Annotated in this window: 18 protein-coding genes; 7 read left to right on the forward strand and 11 right to left on the reverse strand. The window is 67.1% G+C overall.

Annotation, left to right across the window (positions count from 1 at the left end; all coding sequences use genetic code 11):
* Positions 1–45 precede the first annotated feature (45 nt).
* The 3 genes from lpdA to SriyCCGPB3_RS18685 form a co-directional block, all read right to left on the reverse strand.
* Positions 46–1848 (reverse strand): dihydrolipoyl dehydrogenase, encoded by a 1803-nt coding sequence (gene lpdA, locus SriyCCGPB3_RS18675; RefSeq protein ID WP_153854574.1) that lies wholly within the window; start codon positions 1846–1848, stop codon positions 46–48.
* Positions 1849–1955: 107 nt separating this feature from the next.
* A complete protein-coding gene (aceF, locus tag SriyCCGPB3_RS18680; protein WP_350259617.1) occupies positions 1956–3659 on the reverse strand; it encodes a dihydrolipoyllysine-residue acetyltransferase in 1704 nt (567 codons plus the stop codon).
* 113 nt (positions 3660–3772) lie between these two features.
* Positions 3773–4342: a DNA-deoxyinosine glycosylase gene (locus SriyCCGPB3_RS18685; RefSeq protein ID WP_110714382.1), complete on the reverse strand. Its 570-nt coding sequence runs from the start codon at positions 4340–4342 to the stop codon at positions 3773–3775.
* Between the two features lie 186 nt (positions 4343–4528).
* On the opposite strand from SriyCCGPB3_RS18685, the gene SriyCCGPB3_RS18690 reads away from it, so the two are divergent.
* The 3 genes from SriyCCGPB3_RS18690 (at position 4529) to glpK (ending at position 8460) form a co-directional block, all read left to right on the forward strand.
* Entirely contained in the window at positions 4529–5164 is a 636-nt protein-coding gene (locus SriyCCGPB3_RS18690) for an OmpW/AlkL family protein (protein WP_153854577.1), read from the forward strand.
* Positions 5165–5352: 188 nt separating this feature from the next.
* On the forward strand, positions 5353–6855 hold the full coding sequence (glpD, locus tag SriyCCGPB3_RS18695; RefSeq protein ID WP_350259618.1) for a glycerol-3-phosphate dehydrogenase: 1503 nt from the start codon (positions 5353–5355) through the stop codon (positions 6853–6855).
* A 105-nt stretch (positions 6856–6960) separates the two neighbouring features.
* Positions 6961–8460 carry a glycerol kinase GlpK gene (gene glpK / locus SriyCCGPB3_RS18700; protein WP_110713814.1) on the forward strand — a complete coding sequence of 500 codons (1500 nt, stop codon included), beginning with the start codon at positions 6961–6963 and terminating at the stop codon, positions 8458–8460.
* A 95-nt stretch (positions 8461–8555) separates the two neighbouring features.
* On the opposite strand, the gene SriyCCGPB3_RS18705 is transcribed toward glpK, so the two are convergent.
* Both SriyCCGPB3_RS18705 and SriyCCGPB3_RS18710 read right to left on the reverse strand, forming a co-directional pair.
* Positions 8556–9350, reverse strand: coding sequence for a MetQ/NlpA family ABC transporter substrate-binding protein (locus tag SriyCCGPB3_RS18705; RefSeq protein ID WP_032129055.1), 795 nt, complete (start codon positions 9348–9350; stop codon positions 8556–8558).
* Positions 9351–9376: 26 nt separating this feature from the next.
* The gene (locus SriyCCGPB3_RS18710; protein ID WP_110713816.1) at positions 9377–10348 is read right to left on the reverse strand and encodes a helix-turn-helix transcriptional regulator; all 972 of its coding nucleotides are present in this window, start codon (positions 10346–10348) and stop codon (positions 9377–9379) included.
* A gap of 81 nt (positions 10349–10429) precedes the next feature.
* Here SriyCCGPB3_RS18710 and SriyCCGPB3_RS18715 point away from each other — a divergent pair, with 81 nt between their 5' ends.
* Both SriyCCGPB3_RS18715 and SriyCCGPB3_RS18720 read left to right on the forward strand, forming a co-directional pair.
* Positions 10430–11032, forward strand: a complete 603-nt coding sequence (locus tag SriyCCGPB3_RS18715) for a hypothetical protein (RefSeq protein WP_110713818.1) — start codon at positions 10430–10432, stop codon at positions 11030–11032.
* Between the two features lie 106 nt (positions 11033–11138).
* On the forward strand, positions 11139–11915 hold the full coding sequence (locus tag SriyCCGPB3_RS18720; RefSeq protein ID WP_049448000.1) for a DUF481 domain-containing protein: 777 nt from the start codon (positions 11139–11141) through the stop codon (positions 11913–11915).
* Between the two features lie 115 nt (positions 11916–12030).
* Here the strand turns inward: SriyCCGPB3_RS18720 and hemC are convergent, their stop codons facing one another.
* The 5 genes from hemC to mdoH form a co-directional block, all read right to left on the reverse strand.
* Complete coding sequence (gene hemC / locus SriyCCGPB3_RS18725) at positions 12031–12942, reverse strand: hydroxymethylbilane synthase (protein ID WP_153854580.1); 912 nt, start codon at positions 12940–12942, stop codon at positions 12031–12033.
* Positions 12943–13505: 563 nt separating this feature from the next.
* Positions 13506–14237, reverse strand: coding sequence for a LytR/AlgR family response regulator transcription factor (locus SriyCCGPB3_RS18730; protein ID WP_005419545.1), 732 nt, complete (start codon positions 14235–14237; stop codon positions 13506–13508).
* A 10-nt stretch (positions 14238–14247) separates the two neighbouring features.
* The gene (locus tag SriyCCGPB3_RS18735; RefSeq protein ID WP_194936598.1) at positions 14248–15291 is read right to left on the reverse strand and encodes a sensor histidine kinase; all 1044 of its coding nucleotides are present in this window, start codon (positions 15289–15291) and stop codon (positions 14248–14250) included.
* A 3-nt stretch (positions 15292–15294) separates the two neighbouring features.
* Positions 15295–15954, reverse strand: coding sequence for an alpha/beta hydrolase (locus SriyCCGPB3_RS18740; RefSeq protein WP_153854582.1), 660 nt, complete (start codon positions 15952–15954; stop codon positions 15295–15297).
* A 50-nt stretch (positions 15955–16004) separates the two neighbouring features.
* A complete protein-coding gene (mdoH, locus tag SriyCCGPB3_RS18745) occupies positions 16005–17930 on the reverse strand; it encodes a glucans biosynthesis glucosyltransferase MdoH (RefSeq protein ID WP_110713822.1) in 1926 nt (641 codons plus the stop codon).
* A 492-nt stretch (positions 17931–18422) separates the two neighbouring features.
* Between mdoH and SriyCCGPB3_RS18750 the strand changes: the two genes are divergently transcribed.
* Positions 18423–20468, forward strand: coding sequence for a TonB-dependent receptor domain-containing protein (locus tag SriyCCGPB3_RS18750; RefSeq protein WP_164162153.1), 2046 nt, complete (start codon positions 18423–18425; stop codon positions 20466–20468).
* A gap of 60 nt (positions 20469–20528) precedes the next feature.
* Here the strand turns inward: SriyCCGPB3_RS18750 and SriyCCGPB3_RS18755 are convergent, their stop codons facing one another.
* Complete coding sequence (locus SriyCCGPB3_RS18755) at positions 20529–20699, reverse strand: hypothetical protein (RefSeq protein WP_180847132.1); 171 nt, start codon at positions 20697–20699, stop codon at positions 20529–20531.
* Positions 20700–20914: 215 nt separating this feature from the next.
* On the opposite strand from SriyCCGPB3_RS18755, the gene SriyCCGPB3_RS18760 reads away from it, so the two are divergent.
* Positions 20915–21301, forward strand: a complete 387-nt coding sequence (locus SriyCCGPB3_RS18760; RefSeq protein ID WP_110713826.1) for a DUF2628 domain-containing protein — start codon at positions 20915–20917, stop codon at positions 21299–21301.
* The last annotated feature ends 83 nt before the right edge of the window (positions 21302–21384 follow it).

Raw genomic sequence — 21384 nt, forward strand, 5'->3', positions numbered from 1 at the left:
CCCCGGCAGAGGCCGGGGCTTTTCGTTCGGAACGGCGCGGACGCCTTACTTCTTCTTCGGCATGTACAGATCGGTGATCGTGCCGTCGTAGATTTCCGAGGCCATCGCCACCGACTCGCTCAGCGTCGGGTGGGCATGGATGGTGTGGCCGATGTCTTCCGCCTCCGCACCCATCTCGATGGCCAGGCCGATCTCGGCCAGCAGGTCACCGGCGTGCACGCCGACGATCGCACCACCGATGATGCGGTGGGTCTCTTCGTCGAAGATCAGCTTGGTGAAGCCCTCGGTGCGGCCGATGCCGATCGCACGGCCACTGGCGGCCCACGGGAACTTGGCCACGCCGACCTTCAGGCCCTTGGCCTTGGCTTCGGTCTCGGTCACACCGACCCAGGCGATTTCCGGGTTGGTATAGGCCACCGACGGAATCACGCGGGCCACCCACTCCTTCTTGTGGCCAGCAGCCACTTCGGCGGCAAGCTTGCCCTCATGCGTGGCCTTGTGGGCCAGCATCGGGTTACCGACGATGTCGCCGATGGCAAAGATGTGCGGCACGTTGGTGCGCATCTGGCGATCGACCGGGATGAAGCCACGGTCGGTGACCTGCACGCCGGCCTTCTCGGCATCGATCTTCTTGCCGTTCGGCGAACGACCCACGGCCACCAGCACGCGGTCGAAGGTGCCCTGCGCCAGCGCAGGCGCCTGGCCTTCCTCGGCGGCGTCGAAGGTCACGGTGATGCCCTTGGCATCGGCGGTGACGCCCGAAGCCTTGGTCTTCAGGTGGACTTCGATGCCCTGCTTCTTCAGGCGGTCGGCCAGCGGCTTGACCAGGTCCTTGTCGGCGCCCGGCATCAGCTGGTCCATGAACTCGACAACGGTGACCTTGCTGCCCAGCGCGCTGTACACGGTGGCCATTTCCAGGCCGATGATGCCGCCGCCGACGACCAGCAGCGAGCCCGGCACTTCGGCCAGCTCCAGCGCGTCGGTGGAGTCCATCACGCGCTTGTCGTCCCACGGGAAGTTCGGCAGCTTCACCGCCTGCGAACCGGCGGCGATGATGCACTTCTGGAAGCGCAGCAGCTGGGTGCTGCCATCAGCGGCGGTGATTTCCAGCTCGTTGGCCGAAACGAATTTGCCGACGCCCTGCACGCTGCGGACCTTGCGCTGCTTGGCCATGCCGGCCAGGCCCTTGGTCAGCTGGTTGACGACCTTTTCCTTGTACTCGCGCAGCTTGTCCAGGGTGATGGTCGGCTTGCCGAACTCGACGCCGAAATCACCGGCATGGGCCACTTCGTCGATCACCGCTGCGGCGTGCAGCAGCGCCTTGGACGGAATGCAGCCCACGTTGAGGCAGACGCCACCGAGGCTGGCGTAACGCTCGACCAGCACCGTATCCAGGCCGACGTCGGCGGCGCGGAAGGCGGCGGTATAGCCGCCCGGGCCCGAGCCCAGCACGACCATTTCGCATTCGATGTCGGCCGGCTTGCCGCTGGACAGCGCCGGCTTCGGCGCAGCCGGTTCGGCCGGGGCGCGGTGCGACGGGGTCACCGGCGGCTTGCTGGCCGGGGCGGCCGGAGCCGGCGCGGCGGCCTTGGCCGGGGCTTCGGCGGCGCCTTCGGCGTCCAGCACCACGACCACAGCGCCTTCGGACAGGGTGTCGCCCAGCTTGACCTTGATTTCCTTGACCACACCGGCGGCCGAGGACGGCACTTCCAGGGTGGCCTTGTCCGACTCCAGGGTCACCAGACCCTGATCCTTCTTCACCGTGTCGCCGACGGCGACCAACACTTCGATCACCGGCACATCGCTGTAATCGCCGATGTCGGGAACCTTGACTTCAATCGTGGCCATGGTGGGTTTTCCTCGTGCCCGCGCGGCGGTGCCGGCGGGCTGTCACTGCATCTGTTCACGCGGCCGCGCCAGGGGCGGCGGCCGCACGGTGGGGGCGAAGCGGTGCCTTACAGCAGCACGCGGCGCATGTCGGCCAGTACCTGCGACAGGTACGTGGTGAAGCGTGCGGCCAGGGCGCCATCGATGACACGGTGGTCGTAGCTCAGCGACAGCGGCAGCATCAGCTTCGGTGCGAACTCCTTGCCGTTCCAGACCGGCTGGATGGACGACTTGGAGACGCCGAGGATGGCCACTTCCGGTGCATTGACGATCGGGGTGAACGCGGTGCCGCCGATGCCGCCCAGCGAGCTGATCGAGAAGCAGCCGCCACTCATGTCGGCCGGGCCCAGCTTGCCGTCGCGCGCCTTCTTGGCCAGTTCGCCGGTTTCCTGCGCGATCTGCACCACGCCCTTCTTGTCCACGTCGCGGATGACCGGCACGACCAGGCCGTTCGGCGTGTCGGCGGCAAAGCCAATGTGGAAGTACTTCTTCAGGGTCAGGTTTTCACCGCTGGCATCGAGCGAGGCGTTGAATTCCGGGAACTTCTTCAGCGCCGCGGCGCTGGCCTTGATCAGGAAGGCGAGCATGGTCAGCTTGATGCCGGCCTTCTCGTTTTCCTTGTTCAGCGCCACGCGCAGGCCTTCCAGGTCGGTGATGTCGGCCTGTTCGAACTGGGTGACGTGCGGGATCATGGCCCAGTTGCGGGCCAGGTTCGCACCCGAGATCTTCTTGATGCGCGACAGCGGCTGGACTTCAGTCTCGCCGAACTTGCTGAAATCGACCTTCGGCCACGGCAGCAGGTTCAGGCCACCACCGCCAGCCACGGCGCCGCCGGCAGCCGCCGGCACGCCGCCGCTGAGTGCGGCCTTGACGAACTTCTGCACGTCACCCTTGGTGATGCGGCCGCCCTTCTCGGTGCCGCTGATCTGCAGCAGGTCCACGCCCAGCTCGCGGGCGAACACGCGCACCGCCGGGGTGGCGTACGGCACCTTGGCCGGCAGCACGCCATCGGCATTGAACTGCACCGGCGGGCTGGAGGGAGCGCCGGCCGACGGTGCGGCGGCTGCCGGAGCAGGTGCCGCAACCGGTGCGGCAACCTGAGGAGCCGACGGCGCAGCCGCCGGAGCCGGAGCAGCGGCCTTGGCTGGTGCCGGTGCAGCAGCGCCCTCGGCCTCGATGATGGCGACCACGTTGCCCTGCGACAGAGTGTCGCCGACCTTGACCTTGATCTCCTTGACCACACCGGCCACTGAAGACGGCACTTCCATGGTGGCCTTGTCGCTTTCCAGCGTGACCAGGCCCTGGTCCTTCTTGACCGTGTCGCCGACGGCGACCAGCACTTCGATGACCGGAATGCCGGAATAGTCGCCGATATCCGGCACCAGCGCTTCAACCGCACCACCGCTGGCAGCCGGAGCGGCCGGCGCAGCTGCGGCCGGGGCCGGCGCGCTCTGGGTGGCGGCAGCCGGGGCAGCGGCCTTGGCCGGTGCCGGGGCGGCAGCCGCCGGCTTGGCGGCTTCGGCTTCACCTTCGGCCACTTCGATCAGGGCCACGACCTTGCCTTCGGACAGGCTGTCGCCAACCTTGACCTTCAGTTCCTTGACCACGCCCGCCACCGAGGACGGCACTTCCATGGTCGCCTTGTCGCTTTCCAGCGTCACCAGGCCCTGGTCCTTCTTGACCGTGTCGCCGACGGCGACAAGCACCTCGATTACCGGGATATCGCTGTAGTCACCGATATCGGGGACAAGTGCTTCCTTGATTTCGGCCATGGGGATAACTCCGGCAATCTGGTGTAGGGAAACGTCTATTGTGCGGCCAGCGGGGTCCAGCGCCAACCGTTACAGGTGTTTTCAGTACGCACGCAGCCGGGACACGCTGTTGCTCATGGGTTGCGGCCGTGACCAGTCGGTAGCGTATTGTCCGGACGATGTCCGCTTGATGTCGCCAGTGCGTCGGCCACCGGCTGCCAGGCCTGGCGCAGGCGCGGCAGCGACCACGCCGCATTGGCCGGGCTGGTGGACGGCAGTGCCAGCAGCCTGGGCGGGGCCTCCAGCCGTGGCAGCACCCAGCGCTGGAACGCCTGCAGTGACGCAGCACCATTGCAGCCGATCAGCTCCAGCTCAGGGAGGGTGGCGATCAGTTCGGGCAGCGCATTGGTCACTTCCGTGCCACGCACGATGTCCGCATCCAGGCTGCCACGCCGCTCGCACTGACCGATCACATCCCACAGACCGATACCTGCGGCGTTCAACGCCTGCAGCCGCTGTGCATAGGCCAGATCCGCATCGAAACCGCAGATATCCGCCATCAGCGGCCAGAAGCGGTTGCGCGGATGGGCGTAGTAGCGCTGCTCCTGCAGCGACGCCACGCCCGGCATCGAGCCCAGCAGCAGCACCCTGCAATCCACGTTCACCTGCGCTTGCAGGCCGATGCACATCGTCGCCGCGCTCACATCTTCTCCAACTGAATGAATGCCACTGATGGCCGAAAACCCCATGAATACAGGCTTTTCGAGCTGATCGCTGAACAAGGAAAACTATTTTTTAACGTGCGTCGGATTCGATTCATGTTGGGGCGACTACGGTGTGCTCGCCCCGCAACCGGGGGCCCAAAACAAGAAACATTAGGAGATACCCCCATGCGCTCCATCCGTATCCTGAGTCTCGCCCTGCTGACCTCCGCCGCCTTCGCACCGGCCGCTTTCGCCCAGGACAGCAGCAGCACCGACACCGCTTCGGGCAAGCATTTTGCCGTTGTTGGCGGCATCTCGCTGCTGCAGCCGAAGAACGACCCGATCACCGGCGTGAAGAAGACCGATGGCGGCCCGGCGCCGACCGTCAGCTTCAGCTACTACATCAACGACAACTGGGCCGTTGAACTGTGGGGCGCCGCCGACAAGTTCGACAACAAGTTCAAGGGCCCGAACAACGCCCGCCTGGGCTCGGTCGAGCAGCAGCCGGTCGCGCTGAGCGGCCAGTACCACTTCGGCCAGGCTGACAACGTGTTCCGTCCGTTCGTGGGCGTGGGCTACTACCAGTCGAGCTTCAGCAACGAGAAGCTGGGCAACGGCGCTGACACCGACATCCGCTTCAAGGATGCCAAGGGCGTGATCGGCACCGTCGGCGTCGACATGAACATCAACTCCACCTGGTTCGCCCGTGCTGACGCCCGCTACATGCGCGCCCGCCCGGACATCAAGGTTGGCGGCGAGAAGATCGGCGAAGCCAAGATGGACCCGTGGACCGTCGGCTTCGGCATCGGCGCCCGCTTCTGATCCAGGCTGCACCTGCTTCACTGATGCAACGCGACGGGCCCTTCGGGGCCCGTCGTCGTTTCCGTCACCTGCTGTCTGTAGAGTCGACTGTCAGTCGACTGCTCTTGTAGAGCCGAGCCCATGCTCGGCTATCGAAAAAGCAGTCGACTGACAGTCGACTCTACACACACACAGGAGGCGGAGGCACGATGGACGACGTCGACCTGCTGGTGATCGGTGGCGGCATCAATGGCACCGGCATCGCCCGTGACGCCAGCGGCCGCGGCCTGCGCGTGCTGCTGTGCGAACAGCACGACCTGGCCGCGCACACCTCCAGTGCCAGCAGCAAACTGATCCATGGCGGCCTGCGCTACCTGGAACAGGGCGAGTTCGGCCTGGTACGCAAGGCCTTGGGCGAACGCGAGGTGGTACGCCGGCAGGCGCCCTATCTGGTCCGCCCGCTGCGTTTCGTGCTGCCGTGGGAACCCCACCTGCGCCCACGCTGGATGCTGCGCGTGGGACTGTGGTTGTACGACCACCTCGGCCGGCGCAGCCCTGCTTTTCCAGCATCTCGCGCGCTGGATCTGCAGCGGGATCCGCTTGGCCTCTGGCTCTCCCCGGATCTGCGGCAGGCCTTCAGCTACGCCGATGCGCAGATCGATGATGCGCGCCTGGTAGTGCTCAACGCATTGGACGCCACGCAGCGCGGCGCGCAGGTCCACGTGCGCAGCCGCTGCATCGAACTGCGCCCTGTGCAGGGCCGTTGGCAGGCCGTGCTGGAATCCTCCGATGGCCAGCGGCATGTGACCGCGCGCGCCATCGCCAATGCGGCGGGCCCATGGGCCGGCGGTCTGCTGGAGCAGATGGAGGCACGCAGCGGCGGCCCCACGCTGCGGCTGGTGCAGGGCAGCCACATCGTGCTGCGCCGTTCCTGGCCCGATGACAGTGCCTGCCTGCTGCAGCAGCCCGATGGCCGCGTGGTGTTCCTGCTCCCGTTCGCCCACGATCACCTGCTGGTCGGCACCACCGACACCGACTACCGCGGTGACCCGGCACGCTGCAGCGTACTGCCTTCCGAGGTGAGCTACCTGTGCGCATCCGCCAACCGCTATCTGCGCGAACCGATCACTCCGCAGGACGTGGTCTGGCAGTTCGCCGGTGTACGTCCCCTACTGGCCGACCCGGACCCACGTGCGGCGAAGCTGAGCCGCGACTACCGCCTGCAGCTGCAGTCCGATCCGGCGCCGGCGCTGCATGTGCTGGGCGGCAAGCTGACCACCTACCGCGTGCTGGCCGAGGAAGCGCTGGACCTGCTGCGCCCTGCCCTGCCACAGATGGGGCCGGCCTGGACCGCAGGCGGAGACCCGCTGCCGGGCAGCGACTGGGGCAACGCCGCGCAGGCGCGCTCCCGTCTGCAGGCACTGGCACCGTGGTTGCCCGTGGAGATCGCACGGCGTTGGGCCGAAGCCTACGGCAGCCGCAGCGCCGCCCTTCTGCAGGGTGTGCGGGGCATGGACGATCTTGGAGAGGACTTCGGCGGCGGCCTGCATGCGCGTGAAGTGGCTTTCCTGCGCGACCACGAATGGGCCTGGGACGCCGAGGACGTGATGTGGCGGCGGAGCAAGCTGGGGTTGCGGCTGGATGCTGCGCAGGTGGCGCGGCTGCAGGCGTGGATGCGGGGGCGGATCCCTTTCCCGCGGAAAGGGCTCTGACCCCGGTGTTTCCACGTGTGCCAACCAAGGTTGGCAGCTACCAGGGCGGCCGCGCGCGACGCGACCGATGCATTAGGATTTCCCCATCGCTACCGGAGACGCTGCATGACGCCCCGCTACGTGCTGGCCATCGACCAGGGCACCACCAGTTCGCGCGCGATCCTGTTTGACCGTGCCGGCGACATCGTCGGCAGCGCGCAGCGCGAATTCGCGCAGATCTTCCCGCACCCCGGCTGGGTCGAGCATGACCCGCGCGAAATTCTCACCAGCGTCTATGCCACGCTGACCGAACTGCTCAGCCGCGGGCAGATCGACCCGCGCCATATTGCGGCACTGGGCATCACCAACCAGCGTGAAACCACCGTGGTCTGGGACCGTGCCACCGGCCAGCCGATCCACAACGCCATCGTCTGGCAGTCGCGGCAGAGCCACGCCATCTGCGAGCGGCTGAAGTCCGAAGGGCATGAGGCGCTGATCCGCGAGCGCACCGGCCTGCTGATCGACGCCTATTTCTCCGCCACCAAGGTGCGCTGGATCCTCGACCACGTGGAGGGCGCGCAGCAGCGCGCCGAACGTGGCGAGCTGCTGTTCGGCACCATCGACAGCTGGCTGGTCTGGAACCTCAGCGGCGGCCAGGCGCACGTGACCGACTACAGCAACGCGGCGCGCACGCTGCTGTTCAACATCCACACGCTGGACTGGGATGACGACCTGCTGGCGCTGCTGGACATCCCGCGCGCGATGCTGCCGCAGGTGCGCGATTCCAGCGCGGTGTACGCGCATACCCGGCCGCAGTTCTTCTTCGATCACCCGATTCCGATCGCCGGCATCGCCGGTGACCAGCAGGCGGCGCTGTTCGGCCAGGCCTGCTTCCAGCCGGGCATGGTCAAGAACACCTATGGCACCGGCTGTTTCATGCTGATGCACACCGGTGCGCAGGCGGTGCGTTCGCGCAATGGCCTGCTGACCACCATCGCCTGGGGCCTGGACGGGCGCGTGGAATATGCGCTGGAAGGCTCGATCTTCATCGCCGGCTCGGTGGTGCAGTGGCTGCGCGACGGTCTGCGCATGATCGAACGCGCCAGCGACAGCCAGGCGCTGGCCGCGCAGGTGCCCGACAGTGGCGGTGCTTACCTGGTACCAGCATTTGTCGGCCTCGGTGCGCCCTATTGGCGCAGTGATGTGCGCGGCGCGATGTTCGGCCTGACCCGTGGCACCCGCAAGGCGCACTTCGTGCGTGCCGCGCTGGAGGCGATGGCCTACCAGACCCGCGACGTGCTTGATGCGATGCAGTCCGATGCGGGTATCGCGCTGACCGAGCTGCGCGCCGATGGCGGTGCGATCGGCAACGACTTCCTGGCCGGTTTCCAGGCCGACATCCTCGGCGTGCCGCTGCTGCGGCCGCGACTGACCGAGACCACCGCACTGGGTGCGGCCTACCTGGCCGGCCTGGCGGTGGGGTTCTGGACCAGCCGCGAACAGATCGCCGCGCAATGGGGCCTGGACCGGCGCTTCGAGCCACAGATGGAGGTGGCGCGGCGCGAGAAGCTGTATGCGGGATGGCAACAGGCCGTGGCGGCCACCCTCGCCTTCCACGTCGACTGACGGTAGTGCCGGCCGCTGGCCGGCAACCCTATGATGTTTGGGGGCGCCTGGAGATTGCCGGCCAGCGGCCGGCACTACCACATGGCCAGCGGCCGTCAGAACGCCGGCAGCACCGCGCCCTTGTACTTGGTCTCGATGAAGGCCTTCACCTGCGGGCTGGTCAGGGCCTTGGCCAGCTTCTGCACGCGGGCGTCGTCCTTGTTGTCCGGGCGCGCGACCAGGAAGTTCACGTACGGCGAATCCTTGCTTTCGATCGCCAGTGCGTCCTTGGTCGGGTTGAGGCCAGCGTCCAGCGCATAGTTGGTGTTGATCAGGGCCAGGTCGACCTGGTCCAGCACGCGCGGCAGCATCGCCGAGTCCAGCTCGCGGAACTTCAGGTTCTTCGGGTTGGCAGTGATGTCGCGCTGGGTCGACAGCGCGTTGGTCGGATCCTTCAGCTCGATCACACCGGCCTTGTGCAGCAGGATCAGCGCGCGGCTGTTGTTGCTCGGGTCGTTCGGGATCACCACGTCGGCGCCTTCGCGCAGTTCGGCCAGCGACTTGATCTTGCGCGAGTACGCACCGAACGGCTCGATGTGCACGCCGATCACCTTCACCAGGTCGGTCTTGCGGTCGCGGTTGTAGGCATCCAGGTACGGCTCGGTCTGGAAGTAGTTGGCGTCCACCTGCTTCTGCACCAGCTGGTCGTTGGGCTGCACATAGTCGTTGAACACGCGCACGTCCAGGTCCACGCCTTCCTGCTTGAGGATCGGCTTGACCACCTCGAGGATCTCGGCATGCGGCACGGCCGTGGCGGCCACCACCAGCTTCTGCGAGGGCTCGCCGGACTTGCCGCAGGCGGTCAGGGCCAGCGCAGCGGCGAGCAGGGGCAGCAACAGGGTCTTTTTCATGGGCGGAAGGGTTCTCGGGGGGAGTGTCAGGAGTTGTCGTAGTTGCTCAGGGCGAGCTCGAGCAGCGCCTTGGCCTGCTCACGCAGCATCACCGGCTCGATGATCTCGGCATCCGAGCCGTAGTGCAGCACGTCCATCAGCAGCTCGCGCGAGACGCTGTACGGCACCTTCAGTTCATAGCGGCCATCGGCCAGGAAGCGGCCCTGCTGCTTGGAATGCCAGTGCTCGTCGGCCACCCAGCGCGCGGCCTTGGCGCTGAACAGGATGGTCGCCCAGCCCTTCGGCGCACCGGAGAAGATGCCGTAGCTGGCGCCCAGCTGCTCGTCCAGCTCGCTGTCGGCCACGTCACGGGCGGTACTGTCGATCACCCGCGCCTTGTGGATGCGATCCACGGCAAAGCTGCGCAGGGCCTCGCGGTCATGGTCCCAGGCATCCAGGTACCAGTTGTCGCGGTAGTGGGTCAGGCGCTGCGGCGAGACCGTGCGCCGGGTCGGCTCATCGGTGGAACGCGCACGGTACTCGAACGCCAGCTGGCGGCGCTCAAGCACGGCGGAGGCGACGCTGCGGAAGCTGCCTTCGTCGAACTTGCGGCCACGGTGCGGAATCACCCGCACGCGGTCGACCGGCCAGCTGGAGACGCCGGCCTGGGCCGCCAGCAGGCTCTCGATGCGCTGCTGCAGCGGTGCCAGCACCGACGACAGCACGCCGCCGCCGGTCCGCGCCAGCAGGTGCTGCGAGGCCAGCAGGGCATGCAGTTCCTCCGAACTCAGCCACAGGCCGGGCAGCTCGAAGCGGTCGCTCTCGTCAGCCTGGTAGCGGAAGCCCGCCTCGCCGTCGCCCTCGATCGGTGCCATCAGCGCATCGCGCAGGAAGGCCAGGTCGCGGTAGACGGTGGCGCGGGAACAACCGAGCTTGTCCTGCAGGGTCGCCACCGTCACCGGATAGCGCGCGGACTTGAGCAGACGATGCAGGGCGGTGATGCGTTCGTATCGGTCCATACCCCCGATTATGTCCGAGTCGCGGGTCTTGTGTGGGACGTTTGGGCTATCGTGTTCGCCCCCACCCCTCTGGAACACCCGATGCGCCGGTTGCCTGCCCTGTCCCTGCTGGCCTGCCTGCTGCTGGCCGCCTGCGATCGCACACCGGCACCGGCCAGTACCGAAGCCCCGGTACCGGCCGCGGACCCGGCGCAGGCGGTCCTGGGCGCCAGCCAGCGCTTCGCAGCCCTGCGCAGCTTCCACGCCGAGCTGGAGGTGCTGGGCGCGCCACAGCCGGTGCGCAGCGCCATGGACTTCGTCGCCCCCGATCGTTTCCGGGTGCAGACACCGGCCGGGCCGCAGACCATCATCGGTGACACCATGTTCCTGCAGGCCGACGGTGCGGTCCGCCAGGTGCCAACCCCGCCGGGCCTGCTCGAGCAGTGGCGCAACCCGTTGCCGGCCGACGCCCTGCCCGCCGACCTGCAGGCCGAGGATCTGGGCAGCCAGTCGCTGGATGGAGTCGAAACCCGTCACTATCGGCTGCGCGGCGCCCAGCCCGGCGAACGCCTGGAATACTGGGTGGATGCGCAGGGCCTGCCGCGCCAGATCGTGCGCAGCGGCAGCAGCAATGGCCGCAGTTTCCAGCTGCGCCTGCGCTATTCGCGCTTCAACGACCCGGCATTGCGCGTCGATCTGCCCTGAATAGGCAATCGTGGCAACGTTCGCTGAAGCGCGCATTGGATCGATTCGGACCGCCATCACGCTTCCAGTATCATCACCGGCTGTCAATCGCTTCGGAGAAGCCCCGATGTCCCTGCGCGTGTCCCTGCTGATCCCCCTGCTGCTGTGCGCGCCTCTCGCGTATGCGCAGGATGCCTCCGAGCTGGCGGCGATGTCCTCGCCGTGGAGCGGCAGTGGCGGCGAGCTCGGTTTCGCCTCGGCACGTGGCAACAGCAGCACCGAGAGCTTCAACGGCCGCCTCCGCCTGCGTTACACCGACGGCGACTGGGTGCACAGCATGGACCTGTTCGGCCTGCGCTCCAGCTCCAAGGTGACCGAGACCAACGACGACGGCACCACCACCCGCCGCAACAACACCACCGCCAACCGCTACACCGGCAGTGCCGGCAGCGCGCTGCAGCTGGGCGAGCACCGCCAGCTGACCGCGACGGTACGTACCGAACGCGATGACTTCGCCACCTACGACCGCCAGAGTTCGTTCGGTCTGGGTTACGGCACCCGCCTGTGGAACACCGAGCGCTTCTCGTTCGACGCGCAGATCGGCCCCGGTGTGCGTCGTACCCACAGCACCGAGGACGACCGCACCCGTACCGGCATGATCGGCCGCGGCCTGTTCGACATGAAGTACTCGCTGACCGACAACACCGACCTGGTCAACACGCTGCTGGTCGAATCCGGTTCGTACAACACCTTCGGCCAGAACGACTTCGGCGTTTCGGTGAGCATGAACGAACACCTGGCGCTGAAGGCCGGCTGGCAGGCGCGCTACAACAGTGACGTGGCCGAGGACAAGCGCAAGACCGATACGCTGACCACGATGAACGTGGTCTACAAGTTCAAGTAAGAAACGGGCGCCAAAGGCGCCCGTTCTTCTTTCGGTAGTGCCGGCCGCTGGCCGGCAACTGCATTCAACCGGGGGCGCGAGGTTGCCGGCCAGCGGCCGGCACTACCTGCAATGCTCAGACGTTCAGCAGTTCGCCGGCACCGGCATCCAGCAGCATCGTCGCCACGCGCTGGCCCAGTGCTTCCGGGTCGCTGGCCGGCCCTACGGCCTCGGCACGCACCGCACGACCATCACTGGCACTACCGACCAGGCCCTGCAGGTGCAGGTCGGTGCCCTGCCACTGCGCGATCGCCGCCACCGGCACGTGGCAGCTGCCATGCAACGCACGGTTCATCGCCCGCTCGGCTTCCACGCAGGCACGGGTTTCCGCGTCATCCAGGCCGGCGAACAGCGCCATCAAGCGCGCGTTGCCACCATCGCACTCCACCGCCACCGCGCCCTGCGCCGGAGCCGGCAGCCACTGCGGTGGTTGCAGGCGCGCGACGATGCGCTCGCCCAGGCCCAGACGCTCCAGGCCGGCCACGGCCAGCACGATGGCGTCGTAGCCACCGTTGTCGAGTTTGGCCAAGCGGGTGTTGACGTTGCCGCGCAGGTCCAGCAGTTCCAGGTCCGGGCGCAGCGCGCGCAGCTGGGCCTGGCGGCGCAGCGACGAGGTACCGACCCGCGCACCGATCGGCAGCGCGTCCAGCGAGGCGTACAGGTTGGAGACGAAACCATCGGCCGGATCGTGGCGGGTCAGCATTGCCGGCAACGCGAACGGTGCGTCCAGCTCCATCGGCACATCCTTCAGCGAGTGCACGGCGCAGTCGGCCTCGCCACGCAGCATGGCCAACTCCAGCTCCTTCAGGAACAGGCCCTTGCCACCGATGGCGGCCAGCGAGCGGTCCAGCACCTCGTCGCCGCGGGTGCTCATCGGCACCAGTTCCACATGCAGGCCGGGATGGGCCTGGCGCAGGCGGTCGGCGACGTGTTCGCTCTGCCAGAGGGCGAGCGGGCTCTTGCGGGTGGCGATGCGGACGGTTTCCATCCGGTCATTATCGCGCCTTCGGCGCGGATACGGCCAACGGCGGAGCCCCTCGTGGCTGCTGCATCGGCTGAATCTATGGCGCTTGGCCGGGGCGGTGGGGTCATGCGGGGGCGCCGTAAACCCGTCCTTGGGGGCTTGGCCGCGGCATCCATGCCGCGGACACCCCGCCTGCCCCCACCGCCCCGGCCTCTGACAGTTTCCGTGCGCGTCAGCCACGGAAGATCAAAAGAAAAAAAAAGCAGAAGCAAAAGCAACAGCCGACGGCTTCCGGGGTCAGATCCCTTTTCCGCAGGAAAAGGGATCTGACCCCTCTTTCCCAGCCGATAACACCAATGCTCTTGCCGTCCGTCACCGGGAAGTTCGTGAGGGTGAGGCGGGATGGGCGGGCGGGACCGTTGGCGCCATGGATGGCGCCATCGAGCCCCCATGGATGGGTTTACGGCGTGTCCCGCCCGCCCATCCCGCCTCACCCAACACGCAACAACACAGAGCCGACAATTTGCTGTTGCTGTTGCTTCGGACGTTGCTCGTAAGCAGTCGCGGCCGCAGGCCGCGCGGAACACTCACAGATGCCGCAGTTCCTGCTTCAGCGTCGCCACGCAGCGGCGGCTGACTTCCAGCGGCTGCTTGCCATGCCGCAGCACCGCCTGCACCTGCCCGCCCGAGCCGCGGCGCAGTTCCACCAGCTCGTGACGCGCCACCAGGCAGTTGCGATGGATGCGGATGAAACGGCTGGCGAACTCTTCCTCCAGCGACTTCAATGATTCCTCGATCAGGTCCTCGCCGCGTGCGTGGTGCACCACCACGTACTTTTCCTCGGCCTGCAGGTAGTGGATATCGTCCAGCGGAATCAACCGCAGGCTGCCGCGCAGGCGTGCGCACAGCACGCTGCGTGCCTGCTGCCCGCTGTGTTCCTGCGGCTGGCCGTCGCGGCCGGCCAGGAACGTGCGCGCGCGTGCGATCGCCGCCGCCAGCCGCTCTGCGCGTACCGGCTTCATCAGGTAATCGATCGCTGCGGCCTCGAACGCCGACAGCGCATGCGCATCGTAGGCGGTGCAGAACACCACGGCCGGCCGCGGCTCGAAGCTGGCCAGATGGCGGGCGGCTTCCAGGCCGTCCAGCCCGGGCATCGCGATATCCAACAGGACCAGGTCCGGTTGCAGCTCCGCGCACGCGTGCAGGGCCTGCTCGCCGTTGCCGGCCTCGGCCACCACATCCACGCCGTCCTGCGCGGCCAGCAGGCTGCGCAGGCGCTCACGTGCCAGCGGTTCGTCATCAGCGATGACTACCCTCACGATCATCCCCTCACTGGATCGGCACTGTCACCTGGCAGGCATAGTAGCCCTCGCTCCAGCCAGCCGTCATCCGCGCGGCGCTGCCGAAGCGCCAGGCCAGCCGATGGCCGATGCTGTGCTGGGCATGGCCGGCACCACGTGCCAGCGCCAATCCCGGGGCCTGTGGATCGGGCGCGGGATTGCGCACGCGGATCTGCAGCTCGTTGCCCGCACGCAGCACCTGCAGCTCGATGGTGCCGCCTTCGGGCAAGCGCGAGATGCCGTGCAGCACCGCGTTTTCCACCAGTGGCTGCAGTACCAGCCTCGGCAATGGCAGGTCCCACGGCAGCGGTTCATCGCGTTGCCAGCGCACCTGCAGGCGTTCTCCAAGGCGCAGGGATTCGATCGACAGATAGCGCTCGGCCAGCTCGCATTCGTCACGCAGGGTGGAATCACCCTCGCCTGCCCCAAGGGCTGCACGGAACAGATCGGACAGATCGAGCACCGCACGTTCGGCCACCGCCGGGTCGCGATGCAGCAGGCTGGCGATCAGGTTCATGCTGTTGAACAGGAAATGCGGGCGGATCCGCGCCTGCAGGGCGTCTGCCTGCGCCCGGGCATTGGCCTGCACCTGTGCGGCCCAGCGGTCACTCACGTAGAAATAGCGCAGGGCCAGCGCGGTGATCAGCGCAGTGGTGGCCGCGCTGCCCAGGGTAAAGCGCCAGAAGCTGATTCCCCGGGCAAAGTTGTCCCCCAGCACCGCGTACAGCGCATGCACGATGCCGGCGCAGATCACCGCGATCAGGGTCGCCAGCGTGATCGCCGCGACGGCCCCCAGCAGCTGCGGCAGCCTCGACAGCACCTGCCGCAGCAGGCACAGGCTGGCGGTCACCGCCAGCGCCAGCCACAACGCGAAGCCACTGGCCGACAGCAGTTCGCCGAAGGTCCAGTGACGGCTACCGTCGGGCGCAAGCGCCAGCACCACCACCACCAGCTCGGCCAGGCCGAGCATCGCCGCCAGCCGCGGCAGGCGGCACAGTTCCGGCATCCACGGCGGTGTGCTGGCCGGGGCCATGGCTCAGGCAGCGCCCAGCCGTTCCTGCAACCAGTCACCCAGCGCCTGGATCTCTTCGGCGCAAACCTGGTGGGCCATCGGGTAGCTGTGCCATTCCACTTCCAGGCCCAGCGCCTGCAGAGCCTGTGCGCTGTGTACGGCCACCGCCTGCGGAATCACCGGATCGCTGCTGCCATGGGCCATGAACACCGGCACCTGCACGGCCCCCTCAATGCGCTTGGCGCTTTCAGCTTCGGGCAGGTAGGTGGACAGCGCGATCAGGCCGGCCAGCGGCGCGGTGCGCGACAGCGCGGCGGTAAGAATGATCGCGCCCCCCTGCGAAAAGCCTGCCAGGAAGATCTTCCCGGGCGCGATGCCGCGCTCGATCTCGCGCGCGATCAGCGCGTCCAGCTGCACCACCGATTCCTGCACGCCCACCATGTCGGCGCGCGAACGGAAATCCATGCCGACGATGTCGTACCAGCCGCGCATCGGCACACCGTTGTTGATCGTGATCGGCCGCACCGGCGCATGCGGGAACACGAAGCGCAGGGCCGGCCAGTGCGGGCGCACCAGTTCCGGCACGATCGGCGCGAAGTCATGGCCATCGGCCCCGAGGCCGTGCAGCCAGATCACCGACCATTGCGGCGAGGCGCCGGTTTCCTGTTCCACCGTTTGCAGCATGATGCGGCTCCTTCAAGTTCGAGCCGCATTATGCCGCTGGCGCAGGGGGATCAGTACAGCGGCGGCTGCTCGGCCGCTTCCCGGCGCAGTTGTGCCGCACGCACAAGCACCGGTGGCGGAATGTTCTCTTCGGGAATATCGAGCAGGCCAAGGCGATGCAGGAAGGCACCCGGGCCGCGTGAAGAGGTCAGCGCCACCACCGGCACCGCCAGCACCATGCCGATCACCACCGGTGCCATCCACGCGGCCAGCGACGGCGAAACCGCCCAGGCCAGCACGCCCATGAAGGCACCGAAGACACCCAGGCCGCCATAGCCGCGGATCAGCGCCAGCCACGAGATGCCGCCATCGTCACGCTGCTGCGCGTCCCAGCCCGAGTCGCGCCCGGACAGCACCTCGGCGACGCCGCGCGACTGCACGTACATCACCACCGGCGCCATCAGTGCGGCCAGCACCGTTTCCACCAGCATCGACACGAAGGCGCGGATCGCACCGCCACAGCCACGGCGGTCGACCGGGTCCAGCAGCATCGCCAGGTAGCCCAGCACCTTGGGCAACAGCAGCACCGCCATGGTGGCCGCGAACAGGCGCACCACCTGCTCTTCGTCCTGGGCGCGCCAGTACACGCTGGGCGACAGGTGCAGCAGGGCGTTGAAATCGATGCCCTCCTGGAACAGCGGGATGGCGATGCCGATCAGCATCAGCATCGCCCACATCGGCGCGGTGAAATAGTGGCCGATGCCGATCAGCATGTGCGTGCGGCTGATCCAGTGCAGCCCGCGGCTGCCGACCACCTTGCCGTGCTGCAGGTTGCCCTGGCACCAGCGGCGGTCGCGCACCAGCAGGTCGGTAAGGGTCGGCGGGCCTTCCTCGTAGCTGCCGCCCAGGTACGGCACCATGTGCGCAGCCCAGCCACCACGGCGCATCAGCGCTGCCTCAACGAAATCATGGCTGAGCACGTGGCCGCCGAAGGGCTTGCGTCCCGGCAGCGCCGGCAGGCCGGCGTGGTCGGCGAAAGCGCGGGTGCGGATGATCGCGTTGTGGCCCCAGTAATTGCTCTCGGCACCATGCCACCAGGCCACGCCGCGCGCGATCACCGGGCCGTACACGCGGCCACCGAACTGCTGCATGCGGGCGAACAGGGTGCGGCCGCCGATCACCGACGGCAGGGTCTGGATCAGACCGACATCGGCGTTGTGCTCCATGCCAGCCACCAGGCGTACGATGCTGTCGCCGGTCATCAGGCTGTCGGCATCGAGGATCAGCATCTGCGGGTAGGCACCGCCGAAGCGGCGGACCCAGTCGGCGATGTTGCCTGCCTTGCGTCCGCTGTTGTCGCCGCGGCGACGGTAGAACAGGCGCGTTCGGCCATCCGGCACACGCTCGCGCAGCTCGGCGAACACCTGTTCCTCGGCGCGTGCGATGTCCTCGCGGCGGGTGTCGCTGAGCACGAAGAAGTCGAAGCGCTCCAGCTGGCCGGTGGCGGCCACTGATTCGTAGATGGCCTGCAGGCCCGCCAGCAGGCGCCGCGGGTCTTCGTTGTAGGTCGGCATCAGCAGCGCGGTGCGGCTGTGCACGGTCGGCAGCGGTTTGTCCGGATCGATGCCGAGGCGGTAGCCACGATCGAACACGGCGGTCAGGAAGCCGGCCAGGGCACTGGCGAAGGACAGTGCGATCCAGGCGAACAGGCCGACGAACAGCACCAGCAGGCACGCTTCGAGCACGCTGATGCCATTGGCCGACAGCACTCGCCACATCATGCGGGTGGCGATGGCGGTCATGCCCAGGGTGCCACCGAAGATATACAGCCGGCGCAGGCCGATCAGGCGCGGCGAGGTGCGGTGGCGGCGGACCTTGAGCTCGCCTTCGCGCAGGGTCTGCTCGGGCATCTGCAGCGGCGACTCGGCCGGCAGCAGCGCCCAGCCGGCGTCGAGCCGGGGTGCATCCGCTTCCGCGTGGATGGTTTGACCCCCCATCACCGCTTACTCCCCACGGTCGGCATGGCCGGCCGTCCCGGCCGGGCTGCATGCACGAAGGTTCCCGGCGCGCCTTCCCGGCGCCCGCACTTGTCCTGGCTGTGCCGGCGCTTGGCCGCACAGTCGATGTCTGTCACTACCGGAACCCACACGATCTCCAACGGGGCGGAATCGAAAATGCGGCTCAGTCTAGGGCGCCGGATGTAAGCCGCGTGCGAAGGTCTACGCCCGCATTTATCCCCATTCAGCAAACAGCAGGCGTGCCGTGACGGTGCGGCAGGTTGTCGCTTTGTCACCGGGGGTACTGGATCGCAACAAACGCGAACGGTTATCATTTCATTAACCAGGCAGGTTGCCGTCTTCCGCACGGCTGAGACCCACCCAGCTGCGCCGGTCCACACCGCGCGCCGACGACCCATGGAAGGGGCTGCCTGCGGTCCGCCTGCGCCTGCCGTTTCCACCGGGTCCCTACTCTCTCCGATGGAAGCCGTCATGTCCCTGCCGTCCCGTTCCCGTTCCCCGCGCCTGCCGCGCACCCACCTGGCCACCGCCCTGGCCACCGCCTGCCTGCTGGCCCTGCCCGGCCTGGCCGCCGCCGAAGCCAGCGCAGATGCCTCCACCAAGGACCTGGATACCGTGGTGGTCACCGCCTCGGGCAACCAGCAATGGATCAAGGATGCCCCGGCCAGCATCAGCGTGATCAGCCGCGAGGACATCGAGCGCCAGCCGGTGCACGACCTGGCCACCCTGCTCAGCCGCGTGCCGGGCGTAACCGGCGGCCTCAGCGCGGCGGGCGAGCAGTCCAAGATCAAGCTGCGCGGCATGCCCTCCAACTACACGCTGGTGCTGGTGGACGGCAAGCGCATGGGCAGCTCGGCCTCGACCAATTACCGCCCCGACCTCGGCCGCCAGGATCTGAACTGGATCTCGCCCGACCAGATCGAACGCATCGAGGTGGTACGCGGACCGATGTCGTCGCTGTACGGCTCCGACGCCATGGGCGGCGTGATCAACATCATCACCAAGCGCATCGGCGATGACTGGAATGGCAGCGCCACCCACAGCTATACCCGCCCGGGCGATGGCAAGCGCGGCGATACCCAGCAGATCGGCGCGACGTTCTCCGGCCCGCTTGGTGAACGCTTCGGCCTGCGTATCGGCGCCAACAGCATGCGCCGCGACTCGGACCGGTCCAACGGCGGCGTCTATGGCAATGCCTACGCCGGCGAGAAGGACCGCAATGTTGACGCCCTGCTGCAATGGAAGCTCAGCGACGCCCAGGATCTGTCGCTGGAAGCTGGTCATGGCGTGCAGCAGGCCTTCATCGATGCCTCGTTGGAAAAACAGGACGAAGGCGCCTGGGGCGCCAGTGAACTCAAGCGCAGCTCGCTGGCCCTCAATCACGATGGCAAGTGGAGCTTCGGCAACTCGAAGCTCAGCGCCTACTGGACCGAGTACAAGAACGACATCGGTGCCACCGGCCGCTCCGAGGCCACCGATACGATCATCGAAGGCAGCCTGACCACGCCGTTCACCCTGGGGGTTGAACACCAGTTTGCCGTGGGCGGCCAGTGGAAGCGCCAGGAACTGACCAACACCGATACCATCGGCCGTGCGCCGATCGACTATGCCGGCAATGCCGTCAGCGGCTCCAACCTGGAAGTGGACACCTGGGCGCTGTTCGTCGAGGACGAACTGAAGCTGCACCGCACCCTGGCGCTGACCCTGGGCGCACGCCTGGACCACCATGAGAAGTTCGGCAGCCACGTCAGCCCGCGTGCCTACCTGGTCTGGCATCCGGCCGAGCAGTGGACGATCCGAGGCGGCGTTTCCAAAGGCTTCCGCGCGCCCAGCCTGACCGAGAATTCGGCCACCGCCGCCACCCAGTCCGGTGGTCGTGGCTGCACCTCGCTGATTCCGCTGGGCTATACCCGTGGCGGCTGCTACATGGCCGGCAACCCGGACCTGGATCCGGAAACCAGCACCAACCGTGAGATCGGCATCAGCTTCGACAACGATCTGGTGGATGCCGGCCTGACCTACTTCCATACCGACTTCAGGAACAAGATCGAGTACGCCCCACTGGGCCAGTTCAACGGCATCTGGTGGACGCGCATGAGCAACGTGCAGCGGGCGCGCACCAGCGGCATGGAAGGCAACCTCAACTTCCGCTTCGGTGAGCACTGGCGCTGGCGTACCTCGGCCACCTGGATGAAGGAGGCCAAGAACCTGACCACCGGCAGGAACCTGATCGATACACCGGAATTCTCCGGCTACTCGTCGCTGGACTGGACGCCCGGTACGGTGTTCTCCAGCAGCCTGTCGGCGCAGTACACCGGCAAGCAGACCGGCACGGCGACGACCTTCCTCAAGGCCTACACCCTGTATGACCTGACCGCAGCGTGGAACGTCAACGAGGTGCTGACCCTGCGCGGCGGCGTCAGCAACCTGGCCGACAAGAAGCTGTATGCCGAAGGCTCCACCGACTACTTCGTGGCCGGACGCAGCTATTTCCTGAGCATGACCGCGCGGTTCTGACCGGCGGCGCGCGCCGCGATCGCGCTGGCGACAGGCCAGCGCGATCGGCGGTGTTGCGGATCACTCGCTTTCCAGGGCGGCCTGGGCCGCATCCTGCGTGGCAGCCGTGCGCGCACGGTCCATTGCCACCGCCAGTTGCTGGCGTGCGAGCAGTTGTTGTGCCTGCACCACTTCAGGTGTCGGCAGGAGCACCGGTCCCGGTGCGTTTTCCGGTGTAGCAGGTGTGGTCATGCAACCTCCATGGACATCCCGCCGCCGCACGGATTCAGCTGGGGCGGCAGCGGAACTGCGCACCCTATCCTAAAAACAAGGCGGATGGGTGACGGTGCGGCGCACAGCCGCAGCTTCACACGGCAAAGAACGTCACATTTTTGACGCCGGAGGGTAGTTTCCTGAATTCGCGACATCTATCATGGAACCGTTTTCCTACAAGGACGTATACGTCAATGAACACAGTCGACCTCTCCCGCTTCAGCCCGAAGTGGCAGTTCCGCTTCAACTTCTTCCAGCAGCACGGCGCGCCCAAGGAGCCGGGTTTCAAGCAGGCCTGGAAGGCGTTGTCCTTCGGCGACCGGCTGAAGGTCAACATCAATTTCTTCGCCTTCTTCTTCGGCTTCATCTACCTGCTCATCCTGGGCATGTGGCGCAAGGCGCTGGTCGTGCTCGGCATCAACATCGTGCTGACCCTCGTCGCCCTGTTCCTGCCGGACATCGTCGCCCGTGCGCTGTTCATCGCCATGAACTTCCTGGTCGCCTCCAGCACCAACTACAGCTACTACCTGGAACAGGTGAAGGGCAGGGCCAGCTGGAACCCCTTCGAAGGGATGTTCTGAGCCATTGCAGCTGCCGGACCTGATTCCGGCACACCGGCGAGCAGAAACGACGACGCCCGGCTTTGGCCGGGCGTCTTCTTTTG

Source organism: Stenotrophomonas riyadhensis (assembly GCF_040256885.1).
In the GTDB taxonomy this organism is placed as follows: Bacteria; Pseudomonadota; Gammaproteobacteria; order Xanthomonadales; family Xanthomonadaceae; genus Stenotrophomonas; species Stenotrophomonas riyadhensis.